The sequence below is a fragment of the Microbispora bryophytorum genome, from assembly GCF_043197435.1.
In the GTDB taxonomy this organism is placed as follows: Bacteria; Actinomycetota; Actinomycetes; order Streptosporangiales; family Streptosporangiaceae; genus Microbispora; species Microbispora bryophytorum.
The window spans coordinates 678240-705162 of the sequence record NZ_JBICTF010000004.1 but is presented as its reverse complement, the minus strand read 5'-3'; the positions used below and the strand labels follow the sequence as shown (position 1 = coordinate 705162).

19 protein-coding genes and 1 pseudogene are annotated in these 26923 nt (G+C 66.8%); 9 read left to right on the top strand and 11 right to left on the bottom strand.

The features are described from left to right. Positions 1-90: 90 nt before the first annotated feature. Both ACGFIB_RS16750 and ACGFIB_RS16745 read right to left on the bottom strand, forming a co-directional pair. Positions 91-525 (bottom strand): PIN domain-containing protein, encoded by a 435-nt coding sequence (locus ACGFIB_RS16750; protein ID WP_142569657.1) that lies wholly within the window; start codon positions 523-525, stop codon positions 91-93. Continuing rightward, entirely contained in the window at positions 522-761 is a 240-nt protein-coding gene (locus tag ACGFIB_RS16745; protein WP_191054720.1) for a ribbon-helix-helix domain-containing protein, read from the bottom strand. The genes ACGFIB_RS16750 and ACGFIB_RS16745 overlap by 4 nt, the downstream gene beginning before the upstream one ends. A gap of 127 nt (positions 762-888) precedes the next feature. Here ACGFIB_RS16745 and ACGFIB_RS16740 point away from each other — a divergent pair, with 127 nt between their 5' ends. From ACGFIB_RS16740 to ACGFIB_RS16725, 4 genes are read left to right on the top strand one after another with little or no spacing between them, the layout of a single operon-like run. Then, positions 889-1539 (top strand): hypothetical protein, encoded by a 651-nt coding sequence (locus tag ACGFIB_RS16740; protein ID WP_393372540.1) that lies wholly within the window; start codon positions 889-891, stop codon positions 1537-1539. Between the two features lie 58 nt (positions 1540-1597). Beyond that, the gene (locus tag ACGFIB_RS16735; protein ID WP_393372537.1) at positions 1598-2227 is read left to right on the top strand and encodes an ABC transporter ATP-binding protein; all 630 of its coding nucleotides are present in this window, start codon (positions 1598-1600) and stop codon (positions 2225-2227) included. After that, on the top strand, positions 2224-3012 hold the full coding sequence (locus ACGFIB_RS16730) for an ABC transporter permease (RefSeq protein ID WP_393372534.1): 789 nt from the start codon (positions 2224-2226) through the stop codon (positions 3010-3012). Before ACGFIB_RS16735 ends, ACGFIB_RS16730 begins: the two co-directional genes overlap by 4 nt. Before the next feature lie 20 nt (positions 3013-3032). Then, complete coding sequence (locus ACGFIB_RS16725) at positions 3033-5111, top strand: polyprenyl synthetase family protein (RefSeq protein ID WP_393372531.1); 2079 nt, start codon at positions 3033-3035, stop codon at positions 5109-5111. A gap of 104 nt (positions 5112-5215) precedes the next feature. Here the strand turns inward: ACGFIB_RS16725 and ACGFIB_RS16720 are convergent, their stop codons facing one another. Beyond that, positions 5216-5938 carry a TetR/AcrR family transcriptional regulator gene (locus tag ACGFIB_RS16720; RefSeq protein WP_393372528.1) on the bottom strand — a complete coding sequence of 241 codons (723 nt, stop codon included), beginning with the start codon at positions 5936-5938 and terminating at the stop codon, positions 5216-5218. Between the two features lie 84 nt (positions 5939-6022). On the opposite strand from ACGFIB_RS16720, the gene ACGFIB_RS16715 reads away from it, so the two are divergent. After that, the gene (locus tag ACGFIB_RS16715; RefSeq protein ID WP_393372525.1) at positions 6023-6871 is read left to right on the top strand and encodes an NAD(P)H-binding protein; all 849 of its coding nucleotides are present in this window, start codon (positions 6023-6025) and stop codon (positions 6869-6871) included. 304 nt (positions 6872-7175) lie between these two features. Beyond that, positions 7176-7562: a hypothetical protein gene (locus tag ACGFIB_RS16710; protein ID WP_393372522.1), complete on the top strand. Its 387-nt coding sequence runs from the start codon at positions 7176-7178 to the stop codon at positions 7560-7562. Positions 7563-7744: 182 nt separating this feature from the next. Here the strand turns inward: ACGFIB_RS16710 and ACGFIB_RS16705 are convergent, their stop codons facing one another. Continuing rightward, positions 7745-8425, bottom strand: coding sequence for a TetR/AcrR family transcriptional regulator (locus ACGFIB_RS16705; protein ID WP_393372519.1), 681 nt, complete (start codon positions 8423-8425; stop codon positions 7745-7747). A 100-nt stretch (positions 8426-8525) separates the two neighbouring features. Between ACGFIB_RS16705 and ACGFIB_RS16700 the strand changes: the two genes are divergently transcribed. After that, positions 8526-9488 (top strand): NAD(P)-dependent alcohol dehydrogenase, encoded by a 963-nt coding sequence (locus tag ACGFIB_RS16700; protein WP_393372516.1) that lies wholly within the window; start codon positions 8526-8528, stop codon positions 9486-9488. Positions 9489-9547: 59 nt separating this feature from the next. Here the strand turns inward: ACGFIB_RS16700 and ACGFIB_RS16695 are convergent, their stop codons facing one another. Then, positions 9548-10183, bottom strand: coding sequence for a TetR family transcriptional regulator (locus ACGFIB_RS16695; RefSeq protein ID WP_393372513.1), 636 nt, complete (start codon positions 10181-10183; stop codon positions 9548-9550). Positions 10184-10308: 125 nt separating this feature from the next. Between ACGFIB_RS16695 and ACGFIB_RS16690 the strand changes: the two genes are divergently transcribed. Then, positions 10309-12411, top strand: coding sequence for a glycoside hydrolase family 6 protein (locus ACGFIB_RS16690; RefSeq protein WP_393372510.1), 2103 nt, complete (start codon positions 10309-10311; stop codon positions 12409-12411). A gap of 2 nt (positions 12412-12413) precedes the next feature. Here the strand turns inward: ACGFIB_RS16690 and ACGFIB_RS16685 are convergent, their stop codons facing one another. Together ACGFIB_RS16685 and ACGFIB_RS16680 are read right to left on the bottom strand one after the other, a co-directional pair. Beyond that, on the bottom strand, positions 12414-13088 hold the full coding sequence (locus ACGFIB_RS16685) for a DUF4166 domain-containing protein (RefSeq protein ID WP_393372507.1): 675 nt from the start codon (positions 13086-13088) through the stop codon (positions 12414-12416). After that, positions 13085-13768: a hypothetical protein gene (locus tag ACGFIB_RS16680; protein ID WP_393372504.1), complete on the bottom strand. Its 684-nt coding sequence runs from the start codon at positions 13766-13768 to the stop codon at positions 13085-13087. The genes ACGFIB_RS16685 and ACGFIB_RS16680 overlap by 4 nt, the downstream gene beginning before the upstream one ends. A gap of 266 nt (positions 13769-14034) precedes the next feature. On the opposite strand from ACGFIB_RS16680, the pseudogene ACGFIB_RS16670 reads away from it, so the two are divergent. Then, positions 14035-15307, top strand: a pseudogene (locus ACGFIB_RS16670) (IS701 family transposase). A gap of 69 nt (positions 15308-15376) precedes the next feature. On the opposite strand, the gene drmB reads toward ACGFIB_RS16670, so the two are convergent. From drmB to ACGFIB_RS16650, 4 genes are read right to left on the bottom strand one after another with little or no spacing between them, the layout of a single operon-like run. Next, entirely contained in the window at positions 15377-17191 is a 1815-nt protein-coding gene (gene drmB, locus ACGFIB_RS16665) for a DrmB family protein (RefSeq protein WP_393372501.1), read from the bottom strand. Then, a complete protein-coding gene (locus ACGFIB_RS16660; RefSeq protein WP_393372498.1) occupies positions 17172-20348 on the bottom strand; it encodes a helicase-related protein in 3177 nt (1058 codons plus the stop codon). The genes drmB and ACGFIB_RS16660 overlap by 20 nt, the downstream gene beginning before the upstream one ends. Continuing rightward, positions 20345-21865 (bottom strand): nuclease-related domain-containing DEAD/DEAH box helicase, encoded by a 1521-nt coding sequence (locus ACGFIB_RS16655; RefSeq protein ID WP_393372495.1) that lies wholly within the window; start codon positions 21863-21865, stop codon positions 20345-20347. The genes ACGFIB_RS16660 and ACGFIB_RS16655 overlap by 4 nt, the downstream gene beginning before the upstream one ends. After that, positions 21862-26568 (bottom strand): DEAD/DEAH box helicase, encoded by a 4707-nt coding sequence (locus ACGFIB_RS16650; RefSeq protein ID WP_393372492.1) that lies wholly within the window; start codon positions 26566-26568, stop codon positions 21862-21864. Before ACGFIB_RS16650 ends, ACGFIB_RS16655 begins: the two co-directional genes overlap by 4 nt. Between the last annotated feature and the right edge of the window lie 355 nt (positions 26569-26923).

The window sequence follows — 26923 nt, the reverse complement described above, 5'->3', positions numbered from 1 at the left end:
CTTCCGCCTCCCAGACGGCGCCCTGATCGGGAGCCCCAGGAAATGTAACCGACGACCCACGGGCCCCTTCGCGGGAAGTCCGAGGCTCGGCTACATGTCGTCCGGCAACAGCCGGAATGCCTTGTGCGGTGTCAGAGGGCGCACCGCCCGGAAATCACGCCGGTCCAGCGTGAGCATGGCGTCCGTCCGGAACTCCGCGGCCAGCACGACATTGACCGCGTCGGCGAGGTCCAGGTCCATTGATGCGTAGCGGTGCCGCACCGCACATGCCGCCTCCAGGACTTCGGTCGAGACTTCCGGGACCTGAAAGCGCAGACGCCGCGCATTGGAGAGGATGAAGGCGATGATCTGCACCCGAGCGGCAGAGCCGAAACGGACCTTGGCCAGGTGATCGACTTCCGCCAAAACCAACGGAGAGATGACTACGGTCCCGGCCTCACGGAGAATGCTCTGACACTCGGTACTCTCGGCCGCATTCCTGTCAGAGGCGGCGATGATGCCGGAGGTGTCCGCGATGACGATCACCTGTTGGCAGCTCCCTTGGCCACCACCGACGTGATCTCTTCGTTGGTGACCGGCTCGCCGCCGCCTCCGAAGGTCGGCCAGTCCAACGGCTCGTCCCACACACGGTTCGCCATTGCAGCCAAGTGGATTCCCTCACGGATGATCTCCGCCTCCGGAATGCCCCTGCGCTTCGCCGCCTCCTTGATGAGGGCAAGGTCCTCAGGATCGGCGTAGACGTTCGTCCTCTTCATAGACATGTACCAACGCTAACACACGTACCGGATCGACCAGGGGTACGGCGGGTGATCCGTCTCGACTCACCGGCCCTCTCGTTACCGATTGTGATAAGTAGATTGCCGACAGCAATCATTCGGGGGGAAGTCCATGAACGTATCTCGATCTCGCGCGTACCTGGCCAGCGGTCTCACCGCCGCCGCGGCGGGTGTGGTGGCCCTGGCCCTGACGGTCGTCCCGTCGGTCGCCGAGGGCGCGTCGGGCAGCGCCGGCGCGCGCACCAGGCCGGTCGCCGACCCCTCGCCGAAGCAGCAGGGCGGCCACACCGTGCTGACGTGCGCGATGAGCACGAGCGGCGCCCAGCCGATCACCGCCGACCCCGCGGTGGGCAAGGAGGCCCGCGCGGTGACCGCCAAGGGCGTCCTGACGCTCACCGGCTGCGTCTCTCCCGACAAGAGCTTCCCCAACCTCCGCTCGGGGACGGTCACCCTCCAGGGCAGCGCGCAGGCGTCCTGCACCGGCCTCCAGAACGTCACCGGCACGGGCACCGTCACCTGGAAGGACGCCCAGGGCCAGAAACTGGGCACCTCCACGATCCGGCCCAACATGGACGGGATCGCCTCGTACAACCCGGGCGACATGATGCTGGTCGGCGAGGTCACCCAAGGGAAGCTGAAGGGCAAGCGGATCGCCGGGAAGGCCGCTCCCACCTCGGACATCGGCCAGTGCTCCACCAAGGGCGTGAGCAGCGTCCAGGGCAGCGGCACCGTCGCGTTCATCGCCGTCGACGCACCCAAGTAGCACACAGGTAGCACACAGGTAGCGCAGTCAGGCGGGACCGGGTCGGAGGAGGTGGCGCATGCCGTCGGATGAGCCCGTGCTGCGGGTGCGGGACGTACGGAAGGGCTACCGGGGTGGCCCGGTCCTGCGTGCGGTGAATCTCGATCTGCCGCCCGGCCAGGTGGTGGGGATCGTCGGGGAGAACGGCGCGGGCAAGACCACGCTGCTGCGCGTCCTCGCGGGCGACCTGCGGCCGGACGGCGGGTCGGTGCGCCACCGCGGGCACATGGGTCACTGCCCGCAGGAGACGGTGCTGCACGAGGCGTTCACGGTCGAGCAGCACCTGCGGTTCTTCCAGGTCGCCTACGGCCTGGAGAGTCTGCGCCGGGCCGAGGAACTGCTCGACGCGCTGCGGTTCTCCGGCTCCCGCCGGGCCCGCCCCGCCACGCTGAGCGGCGGCACGCGGCAGAAGCTCAACCTCGTCCTGGCCCTGATGCACGATCCGGACGTGCTCCTGCTCGACGAGCCCTACCAGGGCTTCGACTGGGAGACGTACGTCCGGTTCTGGGACCTGGCCGAGGAACTGCGCGCGCGTGGCCGCTCGGTGCTGGTCGTCTCCCACCTCGCGTACGACGCCGCGCGCCTCGACACGCTCCATCGGCTGGAGGGCGGCGTGCTGCGGGTCGCGGACAGGACCGGTGCCGCGTGAGAGGTCACTGGGCCTGCTACGCCACCGCCGTGCGCATGACGTTCGTGGAGCATCTGCGCAACCGGCTGGCTCTCGTGATCATTGTGGTCTTCATCCCGGTGTGGGCGATCCTCATCTACGCCCTGTCCCTGGAGGTCGCGCTCCCGTTCCACGTACGCGCCGCGGCGCGGGTCGTCGCCCTGCCGGCCAACGTGCTCAACCAGCTCGCCGGGGCGCTGCAGATCCTCGCGTTGATCACCGGGTTCATGATGTTCGTGACCACGTTGAACTCGGCGTCCTTCGATCGCCGGCTGGTGCGGTCGGGCTTTCCCCGGCTGTGCCTGATCGCGGCGAAGCTCACTGCCCTGGTGGTGGTCGCGCTCTGCGTCGCGGCGTACGCGACCGGTCTGATCTGCCTGACCCATCGGCCGGCGCAGCCCCTGCTGCTCGCCGCCGCCCTCTTCGGCGGGGCGCTGATCTACGGCGGGATCGGCATCGTGCTGGCCGCCGTGCTGACCAGCGACCTGGCCGGTCTGGTCCTCGTCACCGTGATCTGCTCGGTCGATCTGGCCCTGCAGAGCCCCCTCGCCACTCCGGCCGCTGCCGGCGCTCTGGTGCGTTACCTGCCCGATTACGGGCCGATGCAGGGGGCGGTCGCGGCGGTGGCCCTGGACACGGTGCCCTGGAGCGCCGTCGCCCCCGCCGTGTGCTGGGCCGTGGGCACGGCGCTCTTCGGTGTCTCCGCTTTCGCCGGCCGCACGCGCGTACACCGGCCGGTGGGCGGGCCGGCCACGCTTTCCGCCTGAATCCCCCGTCAGGAGCATCCATGACAACTGAGATCGTTTCCCGTGTCTTTCCCGCCCTGGAGTCCGACCTGGAACGGGTGCGCGAGATCGTCGGCCTGGCGGACGTGCCGAGCCGCGCCGATCTGACGGCGCTGACCAGGCAGCCGGCCGGTCACCGCCACCTGATCCGGCCCACCCTGGCACTGCTGTCGTACTACGTGCTCGCCGGCCCGGAGCGGGCCGCCGGCGTCCGCGCCGTCAAGGCCGCGGCGGCCGTCGAGCTGCTGCACATGGCGTCGCTGCAGCACGACGACGTCATCGACGACGCGCGGCAGCGCAGGGGCAGGCCGAGCGTCAACAGCGTGTGGGGCGCACGCCTGGCGGTCCTGGCCGGTGACCTCCTGTTCATCAGCGGCAGCCGGATCGTCGCCGAGCTGGGCGAGCGCGAGGCGCTGGTGTCCGCCGAGGCCGTCCAACGCATCTGTTCGGGGATGATCGCCGAGACCGCCGACCGCTTCCTGCTCTCCCGCACCGAGGAGGCCTATCTGGAGGTGACCGGCGCCAAAACGGCCGAGTTGCTGTCCCTCGCCTGCCGGCTGGGCGCCATGCAGGCCGGGCGGGACCCGGAGGCGGAGGAGGCCATGGCGCGGTTCGGCTGGCATCTCGGCGTGGCTTACCAGGTGCGCGACGACATCTTGGACCTGACCGCCACTCCCGGAGAGCTGGGGAAACCCACCAACTCCGACCTCGTCGACGGCGTCTACACACTCCCGGTGATCAAGGCCCTGGCCCGCGACCCCGCGCTCGCCCGGCTGCTGCGTCGCGGCCTGCCGACGGCCGAGGCCGAGCGCGCACGGCAACTGGTCCTGTCCTGCGGAGCCGTGGAGGACGCCCGGAAGGTCGCTGTCGAGCAGGCGGAGGCGGCCCTTCGGCGCCTCGGGGACGTCGGCGATCCGGAGTCGCGAGAGGCGCTGGCCGACTACGTGCGGTCGGTCATGGGCTCCGTGAGACAGGCCGGCCCGGCTGCCGTCACCGTGCCCGTGCCCTCTCCCGCCCCCGCTTCGGCCCCTTCCCCCGCTTCCGTTCAGGGCGACGTCCTGGTCCGGGTGGTGCAGGAGCGGTTGGACGCCTGGTTGCTGGACTCCGGGCTGGCCGCCACGCGGGAGGAGAGCCGTCACCCGCGCTGGAGCGGCATGGCCGCGGCCACCGCGCTGATGTGGCCGGGCGCCGACGCCGAGCAGCTCGAAACCCTGGCCCGGTGGATGCTGGTGTGCGTCGTGCTCGACGACCTCTTCGACGAGCCGGGTCTCGCCGACCACGCGGAGGCCGCCCGGCTGCGTCACCGGCTCGCCCTCCTCATCGGCGGGCTGGACGACACCCCGCCGACCGGTGGCGCGGTCGCCACGGCCCTGGCCCAGGCGTGGGAGCGGATCCGCCTGATCCAGCCGCCGTCATGGCGGACGCGGGCCGTCGGCCATCTGCTCGACTGGCTGGACGCGGCCGAGCGCGAGGCATGCCACCGGCTCAGCGGCTACGTCCCCAGCCTGCGCGACCAGTTCCCGCTGCGCCTGGGGAGCGCAGGGGTGCCCGTCTTCCTGGACGCCTTCGAGATCACCTGTGGCCGGGAGTTCGAGCCGTCCGTACGCGACCATCCGCTTCTGCGGCGGTTGCTGGACCTCGGCTCGGCCACCGTGCTCGCGGAGAACGACCTGCGGACCGTGGACCAGGACGAAGCCACCGGCAGTCCCTACAACCTCGTCAGGGTGCTCCGCCACGAGACAGGCTGCACCAGGCAGGAGGCGATCGACGAGGTGACCCGCCAGGTCGAGGACGGCTACGCCCAGGTGGACGCCATCCTCACGTCCGGGCCGGCCATCCTGCGGCCCGCCTCGGGTGGCGCAGGCTCGGGTGGCGCGGGCTCGGGTGGCGCGGGCTCGGGTGGTGGGGGCTCGGCGCCGGTCATCGGAGTCCTGCGAGTCGTCAGGGATCGGCTTGCGGGCTGGCGCGCCATCCACGATATCGACCGCTACAGCTCGTCGGCCACCGACAGCGGGACGCACCTGGCCCGGCTGCGCCGGGAACTCCTGCTCGAACACGCCGAGGCCCGCGTGGCGCGCTGATCCCGGCCCGCTTCATATCGGCCCGCTGGTCCCGGGCCGCTCATTTCGGCCTTCTTCTCAGCCTGTTCTTCTCAGCCCGTTCTTCTCAGCGGGGTGCCGGGACCTCAGCCGGATCCGTCCGCGGCGAGGCGGTCGAGCCATTCGCCGAGCACGTGCCGTTCTCCATCGGTGAGAGCGGTGGCGTCTGGGAGCGCGGCGCGCAGCGCCATCGCCGCCGCGGCGGGTCCGGGGGTTTCGACCACAGGAGCGTCGGTGGTGATGGCGGCTATCGCCGCGTCGCGGGCCACCTCGGAAAGGCGCGGGTCACGCCGTTCCTCGGGCAGGGCGAGCAGCGTGAAGACCGTGCCGCAGCCCGCGGCGTGCACGAGGTCCGCCGCCAGGCGCTCGCCCACCTTCAACCGGCCCGCGGCGGCGATGGCGCGGATGCGCTCCCCCAGCATGCGGAAAGCGGCGACGGCGGCGGGCGACTGCCGTCCCGGCGTGGGAGCGCCGTACATGAGCGAGAACAGGGCGGGGTTCGCCAGCCCGAAGCCGACGTGCAGCTCCCATCCGGCCCGCAGCGCCTCGACCGGCTCGTCGGCCGGCGGGCTCGCCTTCTTGTCCTGCAGATATGAGCTGAAGCCATACTCGGCGACCGCGTCGAGCAGGCCCTCCTTGTCGCCGAACAACCGGTAGATCGTCGGCGCCTGTGTTCCCGCCGCGGCGGCCACCGCTCTGGTCGAGAGGGCGTCGCGCCCGCCGCTCGCGAGCAGCCCGGCCGCGACCGACACGATGTGCGCCCGCGTCCTGTCCCGGCCGCTCGCCGCCTCGTTTTCCGGATCGCTCATGCTTCCAACGATATCAGCGTGTTGCTATCGCCGATTTTCCAGTGTTAGCGTTCAGTCGATATCAGCGATAGCAAGGAGTGAATCGTGATCATCATCACCGGAGCGACCGGTCAGCTCGGCCGAGGCGTCGTCGAGCGCCTGCTCACCCGTCTGCCCGCCGACCGGATCGGCGTCAGCGTCCGCGACCCTCTCAAGGCCCAGGACCTCGTGGACCTCGGCGTACGGGTCCGTCAGGGCGAGTTCGACGATCCCGCGAGCCTGGCGCACGCGTTCGAGGGCGCGTCGCAGGTGTTGATCGTCTCGGGCCCGGCGGACGCCCGCCCGCACCGTACGGCGATCGAGGCCGCCACCGCCGCGGGGGCCAAGCGGGTCCTCTACACCAGCCACATGGGGGCGAACCCGGCATCCCCCTTCGTCCCGATGCCGTCCCATGCCGAGACGGAGCAGGACCTGGCCGCATCCGGGGTCGCGTTCACCGCGCTGCGCAACGGCTTCTACGCGACCACCGCGGTCCATTTCGTGCGTCAGGCGCTGCAGAGCGGCACGCTCGTCGCGCCCGAGGACGGCCCGGTCTCCTGGACGGCCCACGCCGACCTCGCCGAGGTGGCCGCCGTCGCGCTGACGGAGGAGGGCCGGCTCGACGGGATCACCCCGCCGCTGACCGGTCCCGAGTCGCTCGACCTCGCGGACGCCGCCGCGATCGCCGCCGACCTGACGGGACGCGAGATCACCCGCGTCACCGTCCCGGACGAGGAGTGGGTCGCCGGCATGGTGTCGCACGGCACGCCCGAGCAGCAGGCCCGGTTCTTGCTGGGCATGTTCGAGGCGAGCCGTAAGGGGGAGTTCGCCGAGGTCGGCCCCGCACTCGGGGAGCTGCTCGGTCGTCAGCCGACCACGTTGCGCGAGCTGCTGGCGGCCACGCTGACGAACTGACCTGCGCGGCGTCCGACCCTTCTACGCCTGATTTCGCGGCTGGTCCATCTACGACGTGACCGTTTCCGCACCGTCTCCACACCGTCTCCGCATCGTGTCCGCTCGCTGCGTCATTCTCTGCGTGTCTCTGCGTGTCTCCGCGTGCGGGAAGAGCCGAGCCCCCGCTGCCGGCGATCCGCGGCATTATGGGGAGAAAATCCCTTCAGGCTGCCTCGTTTCCCGGGCCGATTTCCCTTTCGAAACATCCGGCGACCCCACCACAGCCAGATATAAAGTGTGATGAAAACGCGTAAGGAGGCCGAAAATGCTGGTCGAATGGCTGTCAGCGGTGGCCGCGGCCGGCGGAACCGCGGTGGTGCAGGCCGCGGACACGGACATGTGGGTAAGCGTGCGGCAGCGGGTGGCGCATGTGCTCGGCCACGACGATCCCGGACATGAGCGGACGGAATTGATGCGGCTGGATCTGACCGCGACAGATCTCGCCTCGCTCGCCCCGGGGGAGGCGGCACTGATACGGGCCCGGCAGGAGGCGTCCTGGACGGCCCGATTCGAGATGCTGCTGGAGAGTCTCGGCGAGGCCGAACGCGAACGGGTCGCCTGCGAACTGAACGACATCGCCGACCAGGCGCGCCACGCATCAGTGGGGGGCGTGCCGAGAAACGTCTTCCGTGGACCGAGCTCGACGGCCTGACCAGCCGATGACCTGACCGCCGATGACCTGACGCCGGATGACCTGACCGCCCAGATCGAAGCTCATCGACCATCGGCGGTGGACTCCCTGAAGGTCGACGGCGACCCGCGTCTGTTCGACCTGCTCCAGGCCTGGGACCCGGATCAGTAGGACCCGGCTGCCGGGAGTCGCCCACTCCCGGATCAGGCCCTGGAGGGGCGCTGTCTCCGGGAGCCGTCGGCCGCGATCGGGAAACTGCGCAACGACAGAGCACTCGGCGGAGGCAGGGCCCCGTGAGCCGCCTCGGCGCGGAACGACTGGAGCAGATACGCCACCAGGCGCCGGGACGCGGCACTGTCATGCGGCAGCGCGGTGACCAGGCCACAGTGGGCCAACAGGGCCACGGCGAGGTCGGAAGGGTGGAAATCGGACCGCAGCGCGCCCGCTGCCTGGGCTCTGCGGACCAGGACCATGAGGTCCCGCTCGACCCGTCCTCGGGCCTGCGCGTGTTCCATCATGCTGTGCGGGAAGGCCGCGACGAACGCGGCGGGGAAACCCTGCTCCTCCCGCTGAAGCTCGCAGACCGTCTCGACCAGCCGCTGGAAGCCCTGCCAGGGGTCCGGGTCGGCCAGCGCCTCGGTAAGCGCCCGAGCGCAGGTCTCCATCTGCTGCGCGAACGCGGCCCGCACCAGGGCGTCCCGGGTCGGGAAACGCCGATACAGCGTCGCCACACCGACCCCCGCCCGGCGGGCCACGGTCGCCATGGGCGCGTCGATCCCGTGCTCGGCGAAGACCGCACGGGCGGCGACGAGGATGCGGTCCAGGTTGCGCCGGGCGTCGGCCCGCAGCCCCGGGCCCGCGTTCCGAGAGGATTCCTGCACCACTGTCTCTCACTTCCTACCTAAACGGACGATCGCGTCCAGTTAGGAGCCTACGCTCGGGGCCGGATTCCCCATACGGCCACTGATGGCGAAGGTGAGAACGATGGACGACCGCACGATGAGAGCAGTGCTTTTCGACCGCTACGGCGGCCCCGAGGTGCTGTACGTGGGCCGGGTGCCACGCCCCGAACCGGCGCCCGGCGAGGTGCTCGTGCGGGTGCGCGCGTTCAGCGTCAACGGCGGCGAACTGGCGGCCCGTGCCGGCGATCTCCGCCTCCTCACCGGACGGAAGTTCCCGCAACGCGTCGGGTTGGACTTCACCGGCGAGGTCGCCGCGGTCGGCGCCGGCGCGACGGGTGTCGCGGTCGGCGATCGGGTGTGGGGCGTCGTCGGCCGCACCGGATTCGGCAGCGCCGCCGACTATGTGACCGTCCGGGCCGAGCGGCTCGGCCGGGTCCCTGACGGGCTTGATCTCGTGGAGGCCGCCGCACTGCCGGTGGCGACCACGGCCATCACGGCGCTGCGTGACAAGGCCGGACTGCGCCCCGGCGAGCGACTGCTCGTACGCGGCGCCGCGGGCGGCGTCGGCAACGCCGCCGTCCAACTCGGAAAGGCCTACGGGGCCGAGGTCACGGCCCTGGCCCGCGCCGCCAACCTCGACTTCGTCCGTACGCTCGGCGCCCACCACGCCATCGACCACCGGAGCGTCTCGCCGGCAGAACTGGGCCCGTTCGACGTGGTCCTCGACACCGCAGGCACCGACTTGCGGGCCTTCCGGCGCCTGCTGTCGCCCGGCGGCCGCATGGTCACCATCGCCTTCGACCAGACCAGGCTCGCCGCCTCACTCGGCTACCTCGCCGCCAGCGCCGTACACGGCCGCGGCCGGGTGCGCTTCTTCAGCGGCAACCCCAAACGGGCACTCTTCGACGACCTGGCCCGCGAGGTGGCGGAGGGGAGACTGCGCCCTGCGGTGGACACGTGCTTCCCGCTGGAGGAGACAGCGGCGGCGCACCGGGCGCTGGAGGCGGGCGGGGTGCGGGGCAAGTACGTGGTCAGGGTCGACTGAGTGCGGTCCGGCCGAGGGGGTGGCGCTGCGCCGACTCACTTCTCAGCTCACTTCTCGGCTCACTTGTCGGCGGAGCCGGCCTTGCGGAGCCGGGAGCGTACGGTGCGCCGGACGATCGGGCCCATGTCCTCCAGGACGGCGACCAGGCCGGCGAGCTGCTCCAGGCTGTCGAACGCCTGCTCCGCGCCGTCCTTGTCGACGCCCTCGTACAGTTCGAGGCCGACGAAGGCGGCGGCGGTGGCGCGGGCGAGCCCGGCGACGTCCACGAACTCCGCGAGCGGGCTGCCGGCCAGCACGCGGCCGAGGACCTCCTCGATCTCGGTCACCCACATGCCGAGACCGGCAGCGGTGGCGGGGGCGAGTTTGTCGTCCATCTGGCTGCCCGCGAGCATCTGGGCGAGCACGGTCAGGTTTCCCGCGGCGCGCTCGTCGGCGTGCAGGGAACGGCCGAGGTCGAGCAGTTCCTTCAGGGTGTTCACGGCCGCGAATCGGGCCCGGTAGACGGCGACCCGCTGCTCCGACCCGTGCCGCAGGGCCGCGGCGAGGAGGTCGTCGACCGTGCCGAAGTGGTAGAAGACGAGCGCCTGGTTCACCCCGGCGGCGGTGGCGATCGCCCGCGCCGAGGCCCCCGCGATGCCCTGGGTCCGCAACGTCTCCAGAGCCCCTTCGAGCAGCCGCGTCCGGGTGTCGCCCATCGTCTCCCCCTTCGTTCCTCTTCGCGGCTTCACCGTAGCGGCACGTGTTCGGCCATGGCCGCGCCCGGCGGCGGTCAATAGGATCCGTAGTGACCTGACCTTCCGGACATCCCAGCGGGGGCGATGTGAACGGCGGCAGCGAGGCGGGGGACTTACCTGGGCAGCATGAGTCCGGCCTGCGCGCGGGTGACCCGGCCCAGGTGGGGCCTTACCGGCTGGTGCGCAGGCTGGGCGAGGGCGGGATGGGCACCGTCTACCTGGGCGAGGCACCGGACGGCACACGCGTGGCGGTCAAGCTGCTCCACCACACGATCGCCGCCGACCCCGACTTCCGCCGCCGGTTCCGCCGCGAGGTGGAAGCGGCCAAGCGAGTCGCCCGCTTCTGCACCGCCGCCGTCCTCGATGCCGAGGTGGACGGAGAAACCGTCTATCTGGTCACCGAGTACGTGCCAGGGCCGACCCTGCGGGAGGCCGTCGAACGGGACGGACCGCTACGCGGCTCAAGCCTGGACGGGCTCGCCGTCAGCATCGCGACCGCCCTACGCGCCATCCACGCCGCCGGCATCATCCACCGCGACCTCAAACCCGGCAACGTCCTGCTCTCCCCCATCGGCCCCAAGGTCATCGACTTCGGTGTCGCCCACCTGACCGACATGGCCGGACACATGAGCAGCGCGGTCGTCGGGACACCCTCGTTCATGTCCCCAGAACAGTTCGACGGCGGCCCCCTCACACCCGCCTCCGACATCTTCGCCTGGGCGAGCACGATCGCGTACGCCGGCACGGGCCACGCCCCCTTCGGCAACGGACCGCTCCCCGTCGTGCTCAACCGAGTCGTCAACGGGGAACCCGACCTGACCGGCCTCGACGGACCGCTGGGCACACTGGTGGCACGCGCCCTGGCCAAAAACCCGGCACAACGACCGGCCGTTCAGGACATCCTCGACACGCTCACCGGTTCTTCGGCACCTTCGGTCGCCACTCTTCCCGGGGATGGCGGGAGACGCCGCCGCAGCCTGGTGATCGGGACCGGGGTGGGCGCGATTGCCCTGGTCGCGGCGGTGACCGCCACCTGGCTCGGCACCTCGTCGGGCCCCGCCGCATCCGGCTCGTCCGCCACCTCGGCTGCCACGTCGGCTGCCACCGTGGCCGCCGCGCTCCCGTCCGCTTCCGCCGCCGGCACCGGCGGCAATCCGCTGCGGGAGCCCGGCGTAGGGTTCGCGTACAAGCAGGAGCCCGACCCGCAGCGCCAGGCGGACGCCTGGGAGGCGCAGGGCAGGAAGGCCGACGCCGCGCTGATGCGCGCCCTCGCCGCGGTGCCACACTCGGTGAACCTGAACGGACCGGCTACCGAGGCCGAGGACACCGTCAGGTCCACGATGCGGCTCGCCGCGGCCCACGACGCCGTGCCGGTGTTCCTCACGGATTACATCCCCTTGACGGACTGCTCCGATCGCGGGGCGCCGAACGAGCGGGAGTACCGCGACTGGATCGACCAGGTCGTGGCCGGCATCGGCGCGGGCCGGGCGGTGGTCGTGCTCGAACCGAACAGCCTGACCAAAGTGCCTGGCACCGACAACTGCCCGACAGGCGGCACCGCGGGGACCGCCGAGCGCTACCGCGAGCTCGGCTACGCCGTCGACCGCCTGGGGGCGCTGCCGCACACGGCCGTCTACCTCGACGGCGGCATCCAGGGTTGGCCCCAGTCCGTCGCCGATATCGCCGATCGGCTGGTCAAGGCCGCGATAGGGCGGGCTGATGGCTTCTATCTGAACAGCTCGGACTTCCAGGACACCGACAGCCTCCTCCGATATGGGGAAAGGCTCTCCCGCTGCGTCTACCTCGTCGCCGCCAAGGGCGGAAGCGCGTGTGCGGGTGGCGACATCGACGCCGTGTCGGCCGACGCACCGCTGACGCACTTCGTCATCGACACCAGCCGCAATGGCAGGGGGGTATGGAAGGCTCCCGAGGGCAAGTACTCCGACCCCCAGTTGTGGTGCAACCCTCCAGGACGGGGCGTCGGCTCCCGCCCGACCACCGACACCGACAGCGAGCTGGCCGACGCCTTCCTGTGGATCCGCGATCCCGGCCAGTCCAACGGCCGGTGCCTCCGCGGCGGCTCCGGGCCGGAGGATCCGGTGCATCACCAGGTGGACCCCGTTGGCGGCACCTGGTGGCCCGCCCTCGCCCTCGAACGCGCTCGCAACGCCGTGCCCCCGCTGCGTTGAGCTCACAGGCGTGCCTCTTCGCGCCGCGGCATCACCGTAGCGGGCACGCCGTGCTCGGTGACGTCGACGTAGTGGACCTGGAAGGCGCCCCAGTAGCCGAACATGGGGCCCAGCCTGGGGTGGGAGACCGTCACCCCGATGCGGAACTCCCCCACCTCGTCGTCGTACGACTCCCGGACCACGGCGGTGCCGGTCATGAGTGCGGGGAGACGGCAGGACAGCCGACCCTCGTGCAGGCGGAACCCCCCGGACCGGATGACCAAGCCCCCACACTCGTCCACCTGGAAATCCAGGTCAACGGCCAGGTGCTGGTGCGAGCCCAGGTAGTCGACGATGCCTTTGGCAGGGTCGTGCACCATCTGTGCGTCGAACCGCCGGGGGCGGCCGGGCAGGTCGAAGGTGCGGACGAAGCTGACCGTCTCCCGGCCGTACGTGTCGACGTACGGGTAGTTCTCGATGGTGAACGGCACCTGCCGGCCCTGCGCTGGGACCAGGATGTTGCGGGTTCCGCCGAGGGCGAGGAACGGCCGGGTATACCCCGCGTGCCAGACGTGCTCCATCACCCCCGTGCCGACGCAGGCCTGCCCGCCGGTGACGCTCACGCCGAAGCGTCTTTGGAGTTGCGGGTGCAGGCGGGCGAAGTCCGCGCCGAGGGCACGTTGGAAGATCGAGGTCATCGGGTCTCCATCAGGGTGTGCGGAGGTTGTGCCGTCTGCCGGTCGGGCGGACGGCGCAGGCAGCGGCGCGCCGCCGGGGTCGACGGGAGCGGCGGCAGGAGGACGGCCGCCGCTCCTATCAGGCAGGCGACGGCGGCAGGAGTGGTTGTGACGGCGATGGCGGTCGCGAGGGTGCGCAGGCAGAGTTCGGCGAGGGCCTGCCACAGGGAACGCTCCGGCGGTTGGCCGGTCTCCAGCCAGAGGCGGAGCCGGTCGAAGGACCAGGCCGTCGCCCAGCCGATGAGCGGCCGGAACACGAGGTCGACGGCCCTGCCCCAGCCGGGGCGATAGCCGTACCGGGTGATGAAGCGGACGCCGTCGTCGGTGGGGACGTACCGCCAGTAGCCGGAGCCGGAGCGGATCAGCGAGAGCAGATGGTCCGAGGCGAACCGCAGCGCCGACGTCGTGCCGCCGGTGTCGTGCCGGTCCCCCGTCGTGATGCCGATGCCGTTGATGACAAGCCCGGGCAGGAGCTTGAAGGCGTACCGGAACCACTGCGGCCCGTCGTCGACACGCGGCAGGTAGTCGATCTCCGTGAACCGCAGATCCCACCGTTGATGCAGCTCAGGCCGTTGCGTCCGCTCCCACAACTCCTCCATATCGGCCCGGACCAAGCACTCGACGTACACGAACCAACCCACGCGCCCTCCCACGTCTTAAGCGATCGCTCAAAACCGAGAGTAGGCCGACTTAAGCGATCGCTCAAGCCGGCTTGAGAGCTTGATCGAAAACAAGGGGCGAGAAGACGAGGCACCGCGACTTCGGCTACGCGGCGACAGGTGAGGGTACTTCCTTAAGAAGCCAATTAATACTCCAGTGACACTTCGCGATCTTCGCGCTTGGGGTGGCACGAGAACGGCCACCACGTGATCATTCGGAGTCTGTGAAGACATCTGAAGATCGCGTGATGGCCGTGGCCGACAGCGTAGACCCTGACCGCTGGATCGTCACCCTCAACGACCTGATGAGGCGGATCGCGCATCGGTTCGGCCGCATCAAGCCGCGTCGCGCGGCGAACGCCTACGTTCGCGGCCTGCTGTCGGACGTCGAGCGGAAGAACTGCTGGAACCTGGCCGAGCACGCCGGGCCGAGCGGCCCGCAGACCATGCAGCGCCTGCTGCGCAGCGCGCGCTGGGACGCCGAGGCCGTACGCGACGACGTCCGCGGCTGCCTGAGCGAACACCTCGGCGCGGGCGGCGTGCTGATCGTCGACGAGACCGGCTTCCTCAAAAGGGCCTTCGATCGGCCGGGGTGCAACGCCAGTACGCCAGTACCGCCGGCCGTATCGAAAACAGCCAGGTCGGCGTGTTCCTGGCCTACGCCACCCCACGGCCATAATCGATCGCCGCCTGTACCTGCCCGAGCAATCCTGGCTAGCCGACCAGGGCCGCTGCCGTTCCGCCGGCATCCCGGACGAGACCGCCTTCGCCACCAAACCCGCCCTGGCCGCGCAGATGATCGCCGCCGCGTTGGACGCCGGGATCGACGCGCCCTGGGTGACCGGCGATGAGGTCTACGGCCAAGAGCCGCGCCTGCGCGCGCTGCTGGAGAAGCGGCAGGTGGGGTATGTGCTGGTGATCGCAGGCACGGCCCGGGTGCGGTGCGAGGGCGTCGACTGGCAGGCCGCCCAGATCGCCGCGCACGTCCCCGACGCGCACTGGCACCTCTACAGCGCCGGGCACGGCGCCAAGGGGCACCGCTGGTACGCCTGGGCCTGGACCCGCATCGACACCCACCGGCCCGGTCACCGATGGCTGCTGATCCGCCGCAATCCGGTCACCGGGGAACTGGCCTTCTACCGCTGCTACTCACCCTGGCCCACGCCACTGGCCGCCCTGGTGCGCATCGCCGGCATCCGCTGGACGGTCGAGGAGTCCTTCCAGGCCGCCAAGGGCCAGGTCGGGCTGGACCACTACCAGGTCCGCACCTGGCACGGCTGGCACCGCCACATCACTCTGGCGATGCTCGCCCTGGCCTTCCTCGCGGCCCTGGCCGCATCCCAGCCCGGCGGCGACAAAAAGCACCTGCCCTTGACCATGCCCGAGATCCGCCGCCTACTGGCCGCCCTCACCCTCACCCGACACCGCCGCACCAAGGACATCCTGCACTGGTCACACTGGCGGCGCCGCCACCAAGTCACCGCCCGCCGATGCCACTACCGGCGCAGATCCCACCCATGATCTCAATGTGTCACTGGAGTACTAGGGGTAATTTGTGCATGCGGCGATTCGTACGTGTGTGCTCATCGACTACACGCCCGTCCTCCGCCGAACCTGATCGAGCACATTGTCGAGGAGGCCCGGTACATTGCCTCCGCCGAGTACGAGCTGACGGTCCAGCAGACGGTTAGCCGTCTCGCACGAGGTCTCGCTGACGAGCGCACATCCGTGGCACGCCGACAGGTTGAGCTGCGAGGAGCCTTGGGAGTCACTCTCGATGCATACCGGATCATTCGAGCAGACATCAGCGTCACTCAAGGCTGCCAACAGTAGTGAGAGGATCTTGTCGGGCTCGCCCAGCCGGACGAGTCCGCCCAGCGTCCCCTGCGCATCACCCGCAGCCGTGTAAATCAAGATGCCCGCTGTGCGGTCGGGGCGATCAGAGTTGGCGTAGATACGCTCCTGAAGAGACGCTGAGGAATAGCCGCTCGCGAACGCGAGCCTGCGGATGAGTAGATGAGCGATCGTGTGCAATGCAATGAAGCGCGGCTCCGGCACATCCAAACGGTGAGCCCACTGACTGGAGTTCCGCCGATTTAGCAAGATGCCAGCCCGTGTGCGGACTTCGGGCAAGCTCTCCCACTCGGACACTTGGTCTTCGTCGAACCGGAGAAAGATGCCTTCGCCGAACATCTCGATGGCCGGATACACCGGCTTTCGCTTCCGATCGGGACCAAGATCCGATGGTATGAAATCGGCGTCGGCGCTGTGACGACGAAAGCCGCAAAGTGCTCGAACCTCGCGGACGCGGCGCACTTGGCCCACGCTGACGAGTCGACTTGTCAGAGCCTGGGGCCACGTCGAGTCGGCGGGCACCTTCCATCCGTCGACGACGAAGTCGTCGACGCTGTGGTCCCTGCCGCCTTCGAGCTTCTTCAGGAACGCCGCCCACTCGCCGTCCTTCAGGCCGAGGAGAGGCGCCTCTGTGGAGTCGTCGCCGCTGGCTGCGAGGCTGAGGACATCCTCCGCCGACACTCCGAGTTCCTCAGCGATCCACCCGGCTACCAGTTCTGCCTGGGGACCGCCGTTGTCGGAGACCACCCTTTGGAAGTTGAAGTGGTTGCGAATCTGATCTGCCTTCTCTGCGGACTCCGGGCGCTCTTCGGGGATGTCGAGCGCTGAGAGCTGTTCGGCGATGTAGTTGCCGGTGGCGCCTCGTTGGACGGCGCTGAGACGGTGCTCGCACACATTGCCGGGTTTCGGCTCCTCCCACGGCTGAGCACCTTCGCACCGGATGCCGTCACGGTGTAGTGACTCTCCGCCAGTCAGGTCGGAGAGCGGGCGAGACCGCTTGCACCCGTTGCAGTGAATACGGAGTGACCCCAAGCCCTCCCCGCGTTGTGACGAGCGTACAAATCTCAGTTCTTTATAAGCACGACAGAAGCGTACAGTTTCGGTGACTCCTGCGTCGGTGCCGCGGTGCGCCCACTTGAACCAGGGAATGTCCTGGATGTGGCTGCCTTTCTCGCAGACGGCGACATATCGCATCGGTACAAGTGTTCCGCCGCATTCGCATTTGTTGATCCAGCGGCCCTTGTTCCTGCCGGTGAGTTGCGAGAGCTTCGTGCATCGCTCGCAGAACCGCCAGGCCGGAAAACGCCAGTAGAGCAGATGGGCTGTTTCCTTGGCCGCGCGACCCGAGTGAGCGGGCGCTTGTCGAAGGATGCCGACGCCGCCGCGCAGCCGCGCGCGAAGCCTTTCACAACTGATCTCGGGAGCGGACTTGCGGTCCCACCAGGAGGTGTCGGGCGCGATCAGGGACTCCCCGAGCACGTCAACGATGGCCCCCACACCGAACGGTGTGATCGTTTCCGATAGGCGCAGGTCATGCAGGATTCGTTCCACGGGTGCCTCCTTCCAGCGGCTCACGTACATGGACGGCGACGTTCGGCTCGACGGACCGCATCGAGTCGGCTACAAGCCATCCCTCTCCGCGCTGACCGAACCGCTTCAGAAGTGCTTCGTCGTCTGCTTTCCGACGGTCGTACACCAACGTGGCTCCGGCCTCGCGTGCGAGTTTCGCGCGGCGATCCCAGTCGCGTAGGAGCTGCCACACCTCTTCTTCGGTTTCCTCGGCCTCGATGAGCTCCGAGCGGCTCACTAGATCGACGAACGTCGCGACGAGTTGCTCGATGGCGTTGTGCATCCGATCGTCATCAAGATCTAGACGTGATGCGGAGTCGTTCTCAGCGAGAGTCGAGAACGATTGCCTCAGCAACGCCACGAGGGCGCCGGCGAGCGATCTCGCTCGGGACGCCAACGACCACGGAGTGACACTCGTTGGTTCGACGCTGCGATAGAGCGCCTCGTGGTAACTCCGGAAGGTCTCGAAGTGCGACCGGTCGCGCGCTCTATTCGACCTGAACAACGTTGTGACGATGCCGTTGTTCCGACCACGACCGACCCGGCTGGTGGCCTGGATGTACTCAGCGGTCGTCTTCGGCTGACCGACCATCAGCATCAAGGCCAAACGAGGGATGTCGATGCCGACTGACAGCATGTTCGAGGACAGGACGACGTCGATCGCCTGCTCGGTGTGATCAGCGCTCCGTCCGAGCTCACGCAGGTCGTTGGGAAGTTCTTCCGGCCCTCGCCTGCTGGTGAGTTCCAGAACTCGGTCGGCGCGGACACGACGCAGTTGCAGGCCCAGCCGATCTGAACGCGGTTCCAAGCGCCCGTTCACGTCGTCGACTACCAACGTTCCCGAGCGGCCGAGCTCGCGTAGGCTGTTGTGGTACATCACAGCAGTCCAATAGGAATCTCGTGTCGCCCCTGCATCGAGCTTTCTGGCTAGTACCTCCGGAATCTCGATCAGGGGTGCGGTCGCGGCGATGACCGCTGAGACCTGGGAGAGAGACTGCGGCATCAGGCCGACGTATAGGCGACCCTCGCCGCTCTCGACGGGGCGGGAGAAGAAGGTCCGATCGCCGTTGAGCCCCGCTGGCGGGTACAGGGCAACGCTTCGGCCGTACAGTCCTTGGACCTGTTCTTCCGATGCCCGGATCGTGGCCGTAGATGCAACGATCTTGGGAGTTGCGCCATCTCGGCTCAAAAGCATCTGGATTACTGCGTCGAAGACAGCGACTGTCGTGCCGAGCGGTCCCGACAGCAGGTGCAGTTCGTCCTGGATGATCAACGACGGTTGTCGGAACGTCGTGTCGAGGCCGAGAAGACTGCCTGCCTCAGGTCTGAACTGGAGACGGGCGAACTTGTCCACAGTCGCAAGCAGGATCGTCGGCGGCTCTTCATAGAGGACGTCGTCGACAACGGCCACGGGGAGTTCGTCATTGAACCGGCAGTTCCCGCGGGTGCAGTGGATGACGACATCGCGACCGACGATCCGGAAACCGTAACGCGATGAGTCATGGACCCTGGTCTCGGGCAGGAGCGCCGCATCGCACCACGGACAGCTTTCGACCTGGAACTGGTTCGCTTCTTTGGGTTTGGCAGCCTTGTGGAGGCGCTCTAGGGCGGATTTCGCCTCGCTCCGTGTGCCGGGAGTGACCTCGTTGCCGACCCAGAGACCGATGGAGAACCGGGCCATGCCCTTCGCCCGCGGGTCGTCGCGTCGGAGAATCTCCATGGCGCAGACGAGCGAGGCCGCCCGCTGGAACTGCTGTGACGTCAGAAGGCGAAGCGTGTATCGAGTGATCACCGCCGTTCCGGCACCTTCGATGCCATGAGCGATCCGGCGGCGGAAGATCTCGATCGCTGCCAGTCCCAGGTATGCCTCTGTCTTTCCACCGCCTGTGGGAAACCAGATCAGATCGACGAGTTCCCGGTCGTCGTGCGTCTCGTCGACCGTCGACGCCAGCGCCACCAGAAGGAAGCCGAGTTGGAAGGGGCGCCATCGGGGCTCCTGCACCCTGTCTGGCTCCTCGCCATGTTTGATCGCTGTCTGGCGCATCTGCAGTCGCATCGCGGCCATACCGAGCGCGAACGCAGTTCTCAGCGGCTGCTGATCCTTATCACGCAGCAGCTTGACACCGGCTTCCATACGGCGGACCCCGGTGCGTGCACGGTCAGTGATCGTTTGCGCGACCGGTGCGTCGGCCCCGAAGGCGCTGACGCCGTCCTCCTGCTCGGAGACCCAGTCGGAGAAGGCCTTGACGAACACGTCGAGCATCGAGACGATCTCGTCTGGCTGTCTATCGATCCGTGACAGGTTGTCGAGGCGAAGGGCCTTGGCTGCGTCGGATTCGGGATCGAATCCCGTGGTCTCGATCGCGGCGACGACGAAGGCCGGCACGGGATCGAGGAAGACGCGTGTGCACTCACCGTCGGTCAGATCCCAGTCGGCTGCCATGCCGTGGCCTACCGCGTACACCTTCCTGTCTCGGTAGCGGAGTCGCAGTTCTGCGGACTCGACGTCCGGGTCGAGTGATCTCGAGGCGTCGTATTCATAGATCTGCCCGCCGGGGGCAGGTGTCACGCTGAGCGCGATTTGGAAGAGCATTCGGCCGATGTCGAGCCGATCGTCACCCGTCGATTTCGACAGTAGGCGTGCATGTACCGTTACGAGATGGGCGTCGCCGTAGGGGCGCCATCTCGATCCGATCTCGATCGGTATATCGCCTATTTTGACCTGGTGCAGGGGCCGCTTCTGGGAAAGCTCGACTCCTCCGAATCGGAAGGGGCGGCGTTGCCAACGCGGAGGGCCATCTCCTGTGATCGGTAGGTAGGTTCCTCCCGAGAAGTCGCATGAGACACTGGTCCGGTCAGCGACGAAGGAGATCGCGACCGACGAGGGTCGCCAGTCCTCGGCGAGGGGCACGCTTGCGCTTTCTTCCTCCACGTCTCCTGACGGGACGTCAGCTTCAACCCCTGCCTCTTGGTCGGAGTCCTCGGGGGTAGGGGCCGACGATTCGTAGGGGAACAACATCGCGACGGCGTACTGACGGTCCGGCATGTTGACGACGACCTCGTCGTCGCCGCCGTCTGGCCCGATGTATGCCGTTCGAAGGTGCTTCAGCACAAGCTCCTGGGCCCTTGTGAGGGTCACTTGGTCACCACCCGCTCTTGGAGTAGTTGCTGAAGGTGCCGCCTGTCGTCCCTGGACGCGACGATATGCAGTGAGACACGAGCGCGCGTCACGGCGACATAGAAGGCCGCGGTCCCGGCTTTGTCGAAGCATGGAGGTAGGTCGCAGGCGATGACGTGCTCTGCTTCAAGACCCTTCGCGTACTTCGGACTCGTGACGATGAAGCCGTGATGTGTCAGGCGGGGGGCCTCGCTCGACGTCGTGCTGATGATCCAGATGCTTTCTTTACGGACTCCGTCTGCCGCCAACTGCTGCGCAATGGACTCGGCCTCGTCGACGTCGGGGTCCCCGTCGGGTGTGTGCCACTGCACTCTGTCTCCGTGGACGATGCCCGGGTCTCCCACGTCCGCCCCGAGGTACTCCTGAACCATGTGCACAATCGCCTGTGTGTTTCGGACGTTGAGGTCCAGGTCGACCGAGAGTGCCTCAGCGGTGATGATCTCGAAGACGTCTTCGTCGAAGCCTCCGTCGACGTGCGCTTGGTTGTTCATGTCGAGGAACATCCGCCAGCGGCCTGCGGCACGTCTACCGACGACGAGCGCGTCGAGTGTGTCCATCGCTTCGGCGGTCATCAGGTCCTGGGCTTCGTCGATGAATACGGCGTCATAGACCTTGGTCGGCTCAAGTTGGTCGAACGGGACGAGGTCGATGCCGCGGCCGATCACGTGTGCGGCGAAGAAGCCGCGCAGCTCTGGAGAACGGAAGGTGATCAATACAGAACGTCCTTGATCAGCATCCTGCTTTGCCGCTTCGACCAGGACGAGTGACTTGCCGGTGCCCGCGCCGCCGAACACCATGACCCGCGGGTTACGCGCCAGTGAGGCGAGGACTCTGGCCTGACTCGCTGTGGCGCGGTTCTGTTCCTCGATGACCGCTCCACGCTGTGCGTCGATCACGGGCATGCGGGTGAACTCTCCGAACAGGCGCGTCCGTAGGTCTTCGGTTCTCGCGCGTTTCCGGCCGGCGGGCGGCGTTTGTGCTGACGCTGCTACCACATCGAGAGCGCGGGCCATTCCCTGAACGCTCATGTCGTCCTTCGCCAGCCAGTGAGTCGGCTGCCATTCGACCGAGTGCGGAGGAGTGTCGATGTCAGGAGTGATGACGATGGCCTCCTGCGCGAACCAGTCGACGCCCTCTTTGCGGAGGATGTTCCTCAGCGCATACATGGCGGACTGTGATTGCTCCATCGGGGAGCTGGCCAGCTTGTGCCAGTCGTTACGTCGGTCGACGCTGTACCAGGCGCCGTCGTACTTCCGGACACCTCCCCCCTTGGCTTCGACGACGATAACAACTTTCTTCCATAAAATGACGAAATCTGCCTCTGCCTGTTGTTTGTAGGCATGGGAGCGCAATTTTACCGAATGGAAGGCTACTGCATCGGTGTCATCGTCGATCTCTCGCAGTAATCGAGCGATCCTGCGTTCCGCGTCGCTGCGGGAGTTTCTTTCGATGTCCGTCAGGTCGGGGACGAGGATCACGCGCGCTGCTCCTTCCAGAGGTCTTCGTATTCACGGTATCCGAGCAACCGGTTGACGGAGCCGAAATTGTCCGCCATGTCCACGATGAGGCACTCGTCTTTCCCGCCGTTAGCGGGGCCACGCAGCCCACGGCCGGCCATCTGAATATATGCGTTCGGGCTAAAGGTGGGGCGAGCTATGTATAGCGCGCGAACGCCCGGGGCATCGAAACCCTGAATCAGTAGATCGCAATTTGAGAGGACGCGGATCTCGTCATTTTTGAATCTCTCGATGATGTCCCGACGCTGCTGTCTACCGGTCTGTCCACTCACAGCTTCCGCCTCGAGACCGCGATAGCGAAGTGTAGCGGCGAGCACCTGGGCTGAGAGGACACTCGGAGTGAACACCAGCACCGGCCAGTTCTCATCTAGGCTCATGATGTGGTTGACGAGGATCGACATGCGAGCCTGATCCTGGCCGATGCGGTCCAGAACCGTTTGACTGACCCTCCGCTGTTGAGTGACTTCAGCGATCTCATCCGGTCGAAGGACGACCTCAATGCCTGGCAAGACTTCGTGCTGCACCCGCGCAAGCACTCCAAGCTCCGCGAGTTGCTTATACGGATTTACCTCAAAGGCATCAAGCTTTCGATTGCCGAATCGGCTCGCAAGCGCAGCAGTCGCTGTCTCGGATGTGCCTTTGAAGGGAGTTGCTGAGAGTCCGACCAATGGGCGTTCCCAACCTCTGCCAGCCACGCCGAGCCAATTCAAGATTCTTGTGTACCGCTCGGAGCCTCCTGCACGATGTCCCTCGTCGACGATGACTGCTGACGCCTTGCTCAGCCAATCGTATTCTGGGCTGTCGAGGATGACATCGAGCTTGGCGTCTGTCGCCACAATGACGCTGAACTCCGTGTCCGGTTCGTGCACGGTGTTGCTCTCCCACAGGCGTCCGACCGTCAGCGGACGCTCGTCCCCGAGCCCTCGCCAGACCGTGCTCCAAGTCTGCACCGCCTGTTCACAGAGCTCCAGAGACTGCGCGATCCACAGGACCGGGCCACGAACGTCCCCCTTTATGAAGAGCCTGAGCACGGTCTCTGCCGCGACGCGTGTCTTGCCCGCACCGGTCGGGAGTTCCACCATCGCTTTGAGATGGCGACCGTTCGCTTCACGCAGTGTGAGCACGTCCCTGAGCTGTCGACTGATCTTCTCCTGAAACGTGTGGAGGGGGCTGAGCTTTACCGCACCGGGGACGATGAATTCATGGTCTTGGCGCTCGTTGCGACGGCCAGCGTATTCGCTCGCGAATCCCATCTTCCGCAGCCAAGAGATTGTCGCCGCGCCACCCGCCCATGTTGTCGGGACGTCGGGGAAGCCCTCTTGGCGGAAGAGGGGGACGAGCTGCCTGATCGAGTCCGAGCCGTACACCGTGAGGAATAGATCAGCGACGGAGGTCTGATCGGTGACCAGGCGCTGTGCTTCGAGCGCCTGCCAGAGCCCCTTGGGTAACGCATCCCGCAGGTCATCCGGACCGAAGTAGACATCAAGGCGGTCTGCGTCAGTCGGAGCCGCCTTTGCCTCCTCGCGAAGTGCTTGGAGGTGGTGGTCGAGGCCTGTCTTGAGGACTTGGTCGAGTTCGGCGTTCGTGAGGCGCAGGTCGAAGGCGTCATTAACGAAGCCGACAAGCCGACGCTCGTCGGCATCGCTGCGCACCACCAAATTCAATCCGTCGAGGTGCCATTCGCGTGATTGGTCCTCGACGCCCTCCTCGGTGGTCACCCGCTTGACCACTTGGATCGCCCGTGTGACCGTCGCATTGAACACTCTGTCGGCGACCTGCGTACTACGAAGCCCGGTGAAGACGTCGACGACCCGCTCGCTCTCCTGTTCTCCCTCGATCAGCATGGAGAATGCGAAGCTGTCTTCGAACCGGCGGCAACCCACCGTTTCCACGATTTCTACAGCCTGATCGTCCGTAACTCTCAGATAGGGGCGCTGGCGCGACGACAGGAATTCCTCCTGCTCGTCCGTCGTGGCGAGGTACACCGACGCCGGCGGACGCGGTTCGGTCGCACGCCTTACTCTGGCGGGGATGCTCGGCGGGTGAGTACCCGGATAGGCGATGCGGCACGCCGTCAGGATGAATTCGATCAGGACGGAATCCTCGATGCTCGGCGCAAACAGCTCCGCCTCAAGCGCTTCTTTCAGTACAGAAGCGGGCACCGCATCTAGCTGGTCCGGAAGTCCTAACGCATCGGAGACTTGTCGCGTTCCACGGAATAGTGGAAGGAGTTTCTCGTACCTGATGAGGGACGGTGCGACGACGTCTGCCGGCGGGCGGAACCCTCGGTTCGACCGCAGCAGGCCGGCACGGTCCACTGCCCAGCGAACCGGCGACCGCACGGGATGGGCCGTACCCGTGTCGAGGTCCTCACAGGTCCAAGGGGGGTCGCCTGCTTCAAGCAACCCGACGGTCCAGCTCTCCCGCAACTGCGATGAGGCTCCTGCGTCACGCAGGATGAACAACATGGAGAACGGGCCCGGCCCTTCTCCGGGATAGAATTCGATGTTGTCGATTGGCCGTTCGCCAGGGCCCTGCTTCGCATTGAGCGTCGCCGCGGTCCACTCTCGGTACTGCCCGAAGGATGGCTCGTCCTCTGCAGAGTAGGTCCTCACAGGGCCGCGCACGACCCCCAGTTGATATGCCACCTCGGGCAGGCAACGCCTGCGGTCCAGTGTTCTTGCCGCGTGCTCGTCACCTAAGGGTTCGTTGAGATCAAAGACCTGGCGCGGCCATGCCCATCCACCGTCCCGCGTCGGGACCTTGACGGTGGTCGAATGACTAGCCAGTGCCTTCACCGCAATAGAGACGGGCACTCCGAGTACAGCGTCCCAAAGTTTTGAGAGCACCTGATCGCTTGACGTGCCTGAGAGGCTTGCAAGGCGCGCGTTGAGGATCGCCAGCGGATCCAGATCCCGAAATCCGACTCCCCTGAGGGTAGCGTCCACGCCGGGCTGCGCCAGGAAATCAGGGGAGACGAAGATTGCTCCCTCGATCTCGATGCCCTCCTCCTGACGGAGGAAGATGACATCTTTATCTCTCAGGGTACGCATGCCTTGAGTGGTCGGGATTACCTTGGCCTGATCTATGTCGGTCAAGTTTCTGTTGCCGCATACGAACTTGAAGGCATGCGAGGCAGACACGACGTCGGACCCTTCGGCCCACTCCCGCAACCAGGAGAGAAGCCCGCGCTTCGGCAAGGCCTCCAGGGCACGCTTCATGTCCCTGTCGTCGGCGTCGATGAGGCCGTGGGATGCTGCTACTGCGAACATCTGCCGTAGGCGCGTGACTCGCTGCAACGACGTGTAACATCGCCAATGTGGAACGTCGTCGCCTGTATTCGGCGACATAGTCCATGCCTGATGGATGCTCGGATCGATCCCGATGGTGAAATCCAGAGGACGCAGTTCCGCTGCGCGTGTCAGGACTCCGTTGGCATCTGGCACGAGTTCGAGGCTTGCTGAGATCTGAGGCACATGCGCGCAGAGCAACTCGTCACCGAATGACAGGGCCTCCCTACCGCGCGCAGGCATATAGTCGAGGTGGGCAGCCGGATCATCGAGTGTGCTCACCCGTGGCAGCATGCCGACGAACATTTCCGAGAGCGTCCCGAGTATCTCTCGGTTGTAGTCGTTTCTGAGCAGCGTGGTCCTGTCGTCGTTCACGCTCCATGGAGCGTTGAAGAGCGCCGATGCGGAGGTCTGATCACGGAGGGGGAAGTAGGACCAGAGTTGCCCGGTTCGCTGTCTCGCGTGTCGTTTCGGAATAGCGATAGATACCTTCACTTCCGTACGCGATACGGCCTCGCCCACCTGCTTACGCGCTTCGAGGGAGGGCGCATGCATCCGTTCCTCAACGATCCATTCGTCCCCACCGCCGTCGGGACGCTCAATTTTGAGCACTCCATTACCGAAATCACGAGATACGTGACTGGTTTCGAATGGGTCGTTGCCGAGCACCCGGAGCTTGATCTCTCGCACGGCGCCAACGAAGAGGAGGAACTCAGAAGAAAATCCCTCGATCTCTCGGCGGAGCCGGTCGAGATTCGACGCATGCGGAAGCTTGACGATGGTAGTCGCCCATTTGGCGAGTTCCGCAAGAATGGGATCTTCTGTGAATTCGGCGACCGGGTCGACTGGGGTTGCGGTGCGAAGGGTCGGAAAACGTCTTGCTGAAGAACCGAGCTGGGCGATCTCGGTCTGAGCGGCCCGTGAGTTGAACTCGAACGAGACCGACCGGCTGAAGACTTGCGGACTATCCGAAACTGCAAGGACTGATTTGAACCCGAGTCCGAATCGCCCGATCTCGTCCCCCCGCTTGCCGCTGAGGTGTGCGTGCGTGATCGCCGTAATACCGCTCTTCGAGAACGGACGACCGGCATTGGCACAGTAAAGAGCTCGCCCTTCAACATCGAGGACGATTTCAACCCTACCGGCGAACTCGCCTTGGCCATCGCTAAGTCCAGACATGGCGTCGGCGGCGTTTTGAACGAGCTCAAGGAGCGTGCGATTAGCATATCCTCCGACGCGGATGGATTCCTCGTGATTCGCGTGCTCGGAGATGAGATGGGGGTTTGCCCGGTAGGAGGCTATGGCCCGGTCGAACTGATCTTTTACTTCTTGCGTGAGACCCGCGTCCGGGATCCAGGACTGTCGTGTCGTCAAGGGCGCGCACTCCCCGCGTCTGAGGTCCCTGCACTGGGACCGGAAGATCCGGTCGGAGCGGCTTCGACTCTTGCGGAACCGCGGCCTGTTGGGCGTGGTGTCGTCTGACATGCGGGGCTTAGGGCCTCACCCGCGTGGTAGACGTGCCGGTGGGTATTGGACAGTTCGGCAACGATGCCAGCCTTTCGCAGGCAGGCTCCATCCCAATCGTGCAAACCAGACTCCAATGTTGAACTCGTCTTCAGCCAGATGTGCGCGACGCCGCGAATCCGACTGCATGGTAATCTAGACGACGCAAGCGACAAAAACAGTCTCGATGACGTCTCATTTTTGGGCTCTGGCGCTGATGTCGTGA

Excerpts from the sequence above, each read along its gene's own strand:
- ACGFIB_RS16745 (WP_191054720.1), bottom strand. The coding sequence starts at position 761 with ATGTCTATGAAGAGGACGAACGTCTACGCCGATCCTGAGGACCTTGCC.
- ACGFIB_RS16740 (WP_393372540.1), top strand. The coding sequence starts at position 889 with ATGAACGTATCTCGATCTCGCGCGTACCTGGCCAGCGGTCTCACCGCC.
- ACGFIB_RS16735 (WP_393372537.1), top strand. The coding sequence starts at position 1,598 with ATGCCGTCGGATGAGCCCGTGCTGCGGGTGCGGGACGTACGGAAGGGC.
- ACGFIB_RS16725 (WP_393372531.1), top strand. The coding sequence starts at position 3,033 with ATGACAACTGAGATCGTTTCCCGTGTCTTTCCCGCCCTGGAGTCCGAC.
- ACGFIB_RS16720 (WP_393372528.1), bottom strand. The coding sequence starts at position 5,938 with ATGAGCGATCCGGAAAACGAGGCGGCGAGCGGCCGGGACAGGACGCGG.
- ACGFIB_RS16710 (WP_393372522.1), top strand. The coding sequence starts at position 7,176 with ATGCTGGTCGAATGGCTGTCAGCGGTGGCCGCGGCCGGCGGAACCGCG.
- ACGFIB_RS16700 (WP_393372516.1), top strand. The coding sequence starts at position 8,526 with ATGGACGACCGCACGATGAGAGCAGTGCTTTTCGACCGCTACGGCGGC.
- ACGFIB_RS16695 (WP_393372513.1), bottom strand. The coding sequence starts at position 10,183 with ATGGGCGACACCCGGACGCGGCTGCTCGAAGGGGCTCTGGAGACGTTG.
- ACGFIB_RS16685 (WP_393372507.1), bottom strand. The coding sequence starts at position 13,088 with ATGACCTCGATCTTCCAACGTGCCCTCGGCGCGGACTTCGCCCGCCTG.